At 39.4% G+C, this 6,545-nt stretch carries 6 protein-coding genes; 5 read left to right on the forward strand and 1 reads right to left on the reverse strand.

Features of this window, described 5'->3' with window-relative positions; genetic code table 11:
• Positions 1-173 precede the first annotated feature (173 nt).
• From GWI68_RS08410 to GWI68_RS08430, 5 genes are read left to right on the forward strand one after another with little or no spacing between them, the layout of a single operon-like run.
• A complete protein-coding gene (locus GWI68_RS08410) occupies positions 174-1,757 on the forward strand; it encodes an ABC transporter substrate-binding protein (RefSeq protein ID WP_166539984.1) in 1,584 nt (527 codons plus the stop codon).
• Positions 1,742-2,725, forward strand: a complete 984-nt coding sequence (locus GWI68_RS08415) for an ABC transporter permease (RefSeq protein WP_109408326.1) — start codon at positions 1,742-1,744, stop codon at positions 2,723-2,725. Before GWI68_RS08410 ends, GWI68_RS08415 begins: the two co-directional genes overlap by 16 nt.
• The gene (locus tag GWI68_RS08420) at positions 2,722-3,534 is read left to right on the forward strand and encodes an ABC transporter permease (RefSeq protein WP_166539985.1); all 813 of its coding nucleotides are present in this window, start codon (positions 2,722-2,724) and stop codon (positions 3,532-3,534) included. The genes GWI68_RS08415 and GWI68_RS08420 overlap by 4 nt, the downstream gene beginning before the upstream one ends.
• Positions 3,528-4,325, forward strand: a complete 798-nt coding sequence (locus GWI68_RS08425; RefSeq protein WP_166539986.1) for an ATP-binding cassette domain-containing protein — start codon at positions 3,528-3,530, stop codon at positions 4,323-4,325. Before GWI68_RS08420 ends, GWI68_RS08425 begins: the two co-directional genes overlap by 7 nt.
• Positions 4,326-4,384: 59 nt before the next feature.
• Positions 4,385-5,029: an ATP-binding cassette domain-containing protein gene (locus tag GWI68_RS08430; RefSeq protein ID WP_166539987.1), complete on the forward strand. Its 645-nt coding sequence runs from the start codon at positions 4,385-4,387 to the stop codon at positions 5,027-5,029.
• Between the two features lie 78 nt (positions 5,030-5,107).
• Here the strand turns inward: GWI68_RS08430 and GWI68_RS20275 are convergent.
• On the reverse strand, positions 5,108-6,545 hold a 1,438-nt coding region (locus GWI68_RS20275; RefSeq protein ID WP_243733316.1), incomplete at its 5' end, for an autotransporter domain-containing protein.

Consider the following 6,545-nt stretch of genomic DNA (forward strand, 5'->3'; position numbering starts at 1 on the left):
TATTATTCGAGTAGTTGGATGAAAAATTTTATTATGGTGCCACTGATTTATTCTTTATCTGCAATAATTGTAGAGCATCGTAATTATCATTGTTATTTATCTTATTTCAGCCTCTTCTCTAATGGGATCAGAGACTGGTGATAAGTCGTATCTAAAAAATCGGAGAATGTTTTATGTCTATTCGGTTTGGTTGGCGGCAATCATTAGTAACTTTAACTTGCTTAGCCGCACTAAGCGTTCCTTTTGCAACATCTGCTCAAACGTTAAAACTGGCTATTGGTGAAGAGCCAACAGAAGGTTTTGACCCAATGTTGGGGTGGAGCCATGGTAGCTATTTACTTCTTCATAGCCCATTGTTAAAGCAAAATGCGGATCTCTCTTGGTATAGCAATATGTTAAGCGACTACCAGCCAAGTGAAGATGGTAAAACATGGAAATTAACATTAAAACCTGATTTAAAATTCTCGGATGGCTTGTCACTAACGGCAAAAGATATTGTGTTTACCTATAACAATGCGGCTGCAAGTGGCGGTAAAGTAGATATGGGAAATTTTCTTTCTGCAAAAGCAGATGACGATTTACATGTCACTATTACCTTAAAAGCACCACAGAGTACGTTTGTTAATGTATTAGGCTCGTTAGGTATCGTCTCTGCTGATAAGTATGATGAAAAAACCTATGCACAAAAACCAATTGGTGCAGGTCCTTATCGCATGGTCAGTTTCCAACCGGGTCAGCAATTAATTGTTGAAGCTAACCCTTATTATGCGGGGCAGAAAAACGATTTTGAAAAGCTCATTTTTGTTTTTCTTGATGAAGATGCGGCCTTTGCTGCGGCTCAAAGCGGGCAATTAGGCATCGTTCGTATTCCACCAGCAACAGCGGCTATTGCTAAAAATTTACCTAATACAAAATTATGGGAAAGGCCGAGTGTTGAAAATCGCGGTATTGTTTTTCCAATGGTAAAATCAGGTGAGAAGAACGCACAAGGCTATGATATTGGTAATGATATCACGGCTGATATCGCTATCCGTAAAGCCATAAATTATGCTCTTGATCGTAAATTGCTGTCAGAACAAGTCCTTGATGGTTATGCAGTTCCCGCTTATACCGGTGTAAAAGGACTACCTTGGGATCAAACTGAGGCAGCATTTAAAGATGGTGATGTTGAAAAGGCAAAACAAATTCTTGAAGATGCAGGTTGGAAACTCAACAAAAATGGTATTCGTGAAAAAGACGGTTTAGAAGCTAAATTAACCTTGTGGTATACCAGTGGTGATGCGACACGTCGCGATTTAGCAGAATCAGTTCGTGCGTTAGTACAGCCTCTTGGTATTCAAATGGATCTTAAATCAGGAAGTTGGGATACGGTAGAGCGTTATATGCACTCAAATCCAACTTTATTTGGTTGGGGAAGTCTTGATCCTATGGAGTTATATCATCACTACAGCGAAAATGCGGCAGGTGTTGGTTATTATAATCCAGGTTATTACAAAAACGCTGAAGTTGAAAAACACCTACAAGCTGCACTTGATGCTCATACATGGCAAGAAGCCGTTCCTCATTGGAAAGCTGTTGAGTGGGATGGTAAAAATGGCGTTGGTGTTAAAGGTGACGCAGCTTGGGCTTGGCTGATGAATGTGCAACATACTTATCTAACTAACCCTTGTGTTGATCTGGGTACAGGAACACCTGAAATCCATGGTTCATGGTCATTATTAAATAGCGTAGATACTTGGAAGTGGACTTGTCAGTAATACGTCAAAGTGCAGGTTTTTTCCTGCGATTACTCTGCCTGCTGTTGGTGACAACAGCGGGTGTTTTTATTTTATTAAGTTTTTCACCGATTGATCCCATTAAGGCCTATATCGGTAGTGATCTCCTGAATGTTCCCCCTGAGCAATACCCTTTAATCGCAGCTCGTTGGGGAATTGATCAGCCTTTATGGATGCGATTTTGGCTCTGGTTTAGTCAAATTATCCAAGGGGATTTTGGCTATTCCATGCTGTATAACATGCCTGTTATTGATGTTATTCGTGAGCGTGCCGGACCTTCCTTTATTTTACTTTCTTCCGCGTGGGTGTTTTCAGGCGTTATTGGTGTTGTGATGGGATTAGTGGCTGGCCGATACCTTAATCGTTGGCCCGATAGAATTATTTCTACACTCTCTTATTTGTTAGCCTCTTTACCGACATTCTGGGTAGGATTACTGCTGTTATCACTGTTTTCTGTCACTTTGCACTGGGCACCAATTTGTTGCGCATGGCCGATGGGAAGTAGTGCTGAAACAGCAACATTAAGCCAACGTTTTTCTCATCTTATTTTACCTATGATTGCTCTTGGATTATTAGGTACAGGAAATATCGCACTGCATACTCGAGCGAAAGTTGCTGAAGTGATGGGAAGTGAGTTTATTCATTTTGCTAAGGCTCAAGGTGATAAAGGTTGGGCTATGATGCTATTTCATGTTCTACGTCATGCCATAACGCCTGCACTTTGCTTACAGTTTGCATCAATTGGTGAATTACTTGGTGGCTCACTTTTGGCTGAAAAAGTATTTGCTTATCCAGGCTTAGGGCAAGCAACGGTCGATGCAGGATTACGAGGTGATATTCCTCTCTTAATGGGGATTGTTGTTTTCAGCACTATTTTGATTTTCTTTGGTAATAGTATTTCTAACATATTATTAAGACGTATTAATAAAGGAATTTTACGAGACTCATGATTTACGATCCGAACAAGCCTTTGCTACGACTTTTGTTAGTCACCCTCGCGTTAATTGGGTTAGTTGCATATGGTTTTTCTGTTTCTCATACTGATATCGTAATGGACTTTTTGGCGAGAAATCAGGCGCCGTCAGATCAATATTGGTTCGGTACTGATAATTTAGGGCGTTCTTTGTGGTTGCGTTGTTTTCAAGGAATGTTAAGCAGTTTAAATATTGGTGTGACAAGTGCGATTGTTAGTGGTGCTATCGCTCTGATTTTCGCGGGTATTTCGTCAATTAATCGTTATTGTGATTTCTTTGTTAGAGGTATTGTTGATGCGCTTTTAGCATTACCTCATTTATTACTATTGATTTTGATTTGTTTTACCTTAGGTGGTGGGCAACAAGGAGTGATTTGGGCTGTGGCATTAACTCATTGGCCTAAGCTTGCGTTGATTTTACGTGGTGAAATTCAACGTATTCGAGAGGCGGATTACGTCATGCTATCACGTCGTATTGGCAATTCACCTTTTGAATGTGTAAAAAAACACTATATTCCCATGTTATTACCGCAGTGGATTGTAGGAACGCTATTGATGTTTCCTCATGCAGTATTACATAGCGCAGCGTTAAGTTTTTTAGGTTTTGGACAAGCGGCTCATGAACCTTCTTTAGGTTTATTACTATCTGATGCATTACGTTATTTAAGTACAGGCTCTTGGTGGATGGTGGTGTTTCCGGGATTGATTTTGATGTGCTTGGTCTTGATTTTCGATCAATTTGCTAAGGCAATGCAACAACTGTGGTTAAGAGGGGCAGGATGTTAAGTTTTGAACAGCTTTCCATTGATATTGCACAATTTCGTTGGTTGGGAAAACGAAATTGGCAACCGTTGCTAAAATCAATTTCTTTGGATATTAAACCAGGAAAAATGTTGGCATTAGTGGGGGGAAGTGGCGAAGGTAAAAGTTTATTACTTCAAAGCGCTTTAGGACTTTTGCCTGCCAATATGCGCGTTCGTGGTGCGATTAAATTGAATGGGCATACACTAAGTGAACGGGAGCTTATTGCTTATCGAGGAAATACTTTTTGCTATATTCCTCAGGGAGTGACTGCACTTAATCCTTTAATTTGTATCGGTGAACAGTTAAGTCGCTCTGCGCATTTGAGTGGTGCTGAAGTTACATCAGATGATATTGTGCAGCAATTAGGGCTTTATCATCTCTCTGGCTCATTGATAAAAACCTATCCAGCAAAATTATCTGGTGGGATGGCAAAACGTGTATTGGCCTGTAATGCAACACTCTCTAATGCACAATATATTTTGGCTGATGAAATCACCTCGTGGCTGGATGATGAACATGCTTGTTTGTTATTAGGGCATTTAAGAGAGTTATGTAATCAAGGTAAATCAGTACTTTGGGTTACACATGATTTGGCCTTAGCCGCAAGGTTTGCGGATACGATAGCAGTGCTTAATCAGGGTGAAGTTAACGAAGTTATTCCTGCTAATGTGCTTAATCGTCATGAAGGTAGTGAGTGGTTGAAGACTCTCTGGAACGCATTACCTGAACAACAATTTATAAATACAAAAGAAGCATCACTTAATCCATTATAATATTGAGTTCTTAAGTTTTATTTTTATACATTTCATTTGTTATTTTGGGAGTTATCTTTATGCCACTTTTAGAGTTAAAACAATTATCTGTGGAGCAAGCAGGTAAGGTGTTATGGCAAGATCTCTCCTTTTCGTTAGATGCGGGAGAGCGACTCGGTATTTCAGCGCCAAGCGGTACAGGAAAAACGACATTAGGTCGTGTTCTAGCGCAGTGGCAAGCATCAACTCAAGGTTCAATTCTTGTTAATGGTAAACCATTATCTAACAAGGGTTATTGCCCTATTCAATTAGTCCCTCAGCATCCTGATAAATGTTTTAATCCGTTTAGAACAACAGGAGATAGTGTTCGTGATGCTTGGTCGCCAGATAAAGATTGGTTTGAAAAATTAAGAATAAAATCAGAATGGTTAACACGTAGACCTAATGAACTATCTGGCGGAGAACTGGCACGTATTGCGTTATTACGTGCGTTAGATCCTCGTACTCAAATATTGATTGCAGATGAAGTCACGGCACAATTAGATGCGAAAATTCAAGCTGATATTTGGCAAGTATTGATCGATGAAAGTCAGAAGCGTCCTTTAAGTTTGATTATTTTTAGCCACAATAAAGCACTACTTGAAAAAGTATCGACGAAGGTGTGGTGGGTTAATGAAGAAAAAAATAATTCTACTATTTTAAATTTGAATTCTTCAATCAGCTAATAAAAAAAGAGCTTCCTATATTTTTATAGGAAGCCAAATAATACAGCTAAAATTAACCTCAAACAAAACAATAAGGAATTAGAAGCGATAAGTGTAGTCAATACCAAATTGCATATCGTGATTACGATATGTAGTCATTTCCCAATTTGCTTTAGTACCAATAGATGAGTGTTTATCAACTTGATACGTTAATCCAATATGAACAAATGGACGTTGTTTTAACTGCTTTTTATTTTCTAAATAATCAATTTTTTGTTGACCTAAATAGTCAATATGGCTACGGAAGTCTCCTTGATAATGTGATAAGTTCCACAGTAATCCTGCTTTTGTATTAAGTATGAAAGAGGAACCTAATAAATGATCCATACCCAATCCTATTTTGGCTAATAATGAATGCGTTTTGAGGGCATCATAGTGTGCTGCAAATTGGGCATTTTGAGTTTCACTATAAGCTGAACGTGAGATTTGATTAAAAGTAAGTCCTACAAATGGTGTAAGCATAAATTCATTTGATATGGCATATGGATAAGAGCCTTGTAAATCAATGTGATAACCAGATATTTTAGTGTTGCCTTTACCTGATTCAGTATCTGCTAATGCTTGTCTTTCAATAGAAACTTTACGATTTAAATAAGCACCTTTTAATGACAGATGTAATGCGTTGTTATTTAACTCAGCATTGAGTGATGGTATTAAATCTAGGCTAAAACCAATTAAAGGTAATGCATAACTTTGATATTGATAGCCTTTAGGTAATGAAGAAGAGATATCTGTATCAATGGCAAGCCCTACAACTAATGGAATATGATTAATATCAAAACGATAAGCAGCGCTAATACCGGTTTGCGTTGCATTGGCTTTACTCACGCGTTGATGATGTGCAAAGCCACTAATACAGGCTTTTTCAGTACCAACAGAACAGGTTGCAGAAGCTAAATAACGCAGTTGCCCTTGTTGCATATCCATAAACTTATAACCGTTTTCAGCCATTAATTGCATTGATTTATAGGTATTTTCAATATCAATAGGTTTACTAATAACAATGGATGGTTTTGTTTTTTCTTTTTCAGCTTGGGCTTCTTGTTGTTTGGTGATTTCCGCTAAGCGTTCTTTCTCTGCTTGGGCTTTGTCCGCTTGCTCTTTAGCTAGGCGCTCTCGTTCAGCATTGGCTTTGTCCGCTTGCTCTTTGGCTAGGCGCTCTTGCTCCGCTTTGGCTTTGTCCGCTTGCTCTTTAGCTAGGCGCTCTCGTTCAGCTTTGGCTTTGTCCGCTTGCTCTTTAGCTAGACGCTCTTGTTCAGCTTTGGCTTTGTCCGCTTGCTCTTTGGCTAGACGCTCTCGTTCAGCATTGGCTTTGTCCGCTTGCTCTTTAGCTAGGCGCTCTTGTTCAGCTTTGGCTTTGTCCGCTTGCTCTTTGGCTAGACGCTCTCGTTCAGCATTGGCTTTGTCCGCTTGCTCTTTAGCTAGGTGCTCTCGTTCAGCATTGGCTTTGTCCGCTTGCTCTTTAGCTAGGCGCTCT

It is taken from the genome of Proteus sp. G2669 (assembly GCF_009915245.1).
Taxonomy (GTDB): domain Bacteria; phylum Pseudomonadota; class Gammaproteobacteria; order Enterobacterales; family Enterobacteriaceae; genus Proteus.

Bases quoted from the DNA above. Each gene is read 5' to 3' on its own strand.
- GWI68_RS08410 (WP_166539984.1), top strand. From the start codon at position 174: ATGTCTATTCGGTTTGGTTGGCGGCAATCATTAGTAACTTTAACTTGC.
- GWI68_RS08420 (WP_166539985.1), top strand. From the start codon at position 2,722: ATGATTTACGATCCGAACAAGCCTTTGCTACGACTTTTGTTAGTCACC.
- GWI68_RS08425 (WP_166539986.1), top strand. From the start codon at position 3,528: ATGTTAAGTTTTGAACAGCTTTCCATTGATATTGCACAATTTCGTTGG.
- GWI68_RS08430 (WP_166539987.1), top strand. From the start codon at position 4,385: ATGCCACTTTTAGAGTTAAAACAATTATCTGTGGAGCAAGCAGGTAAG.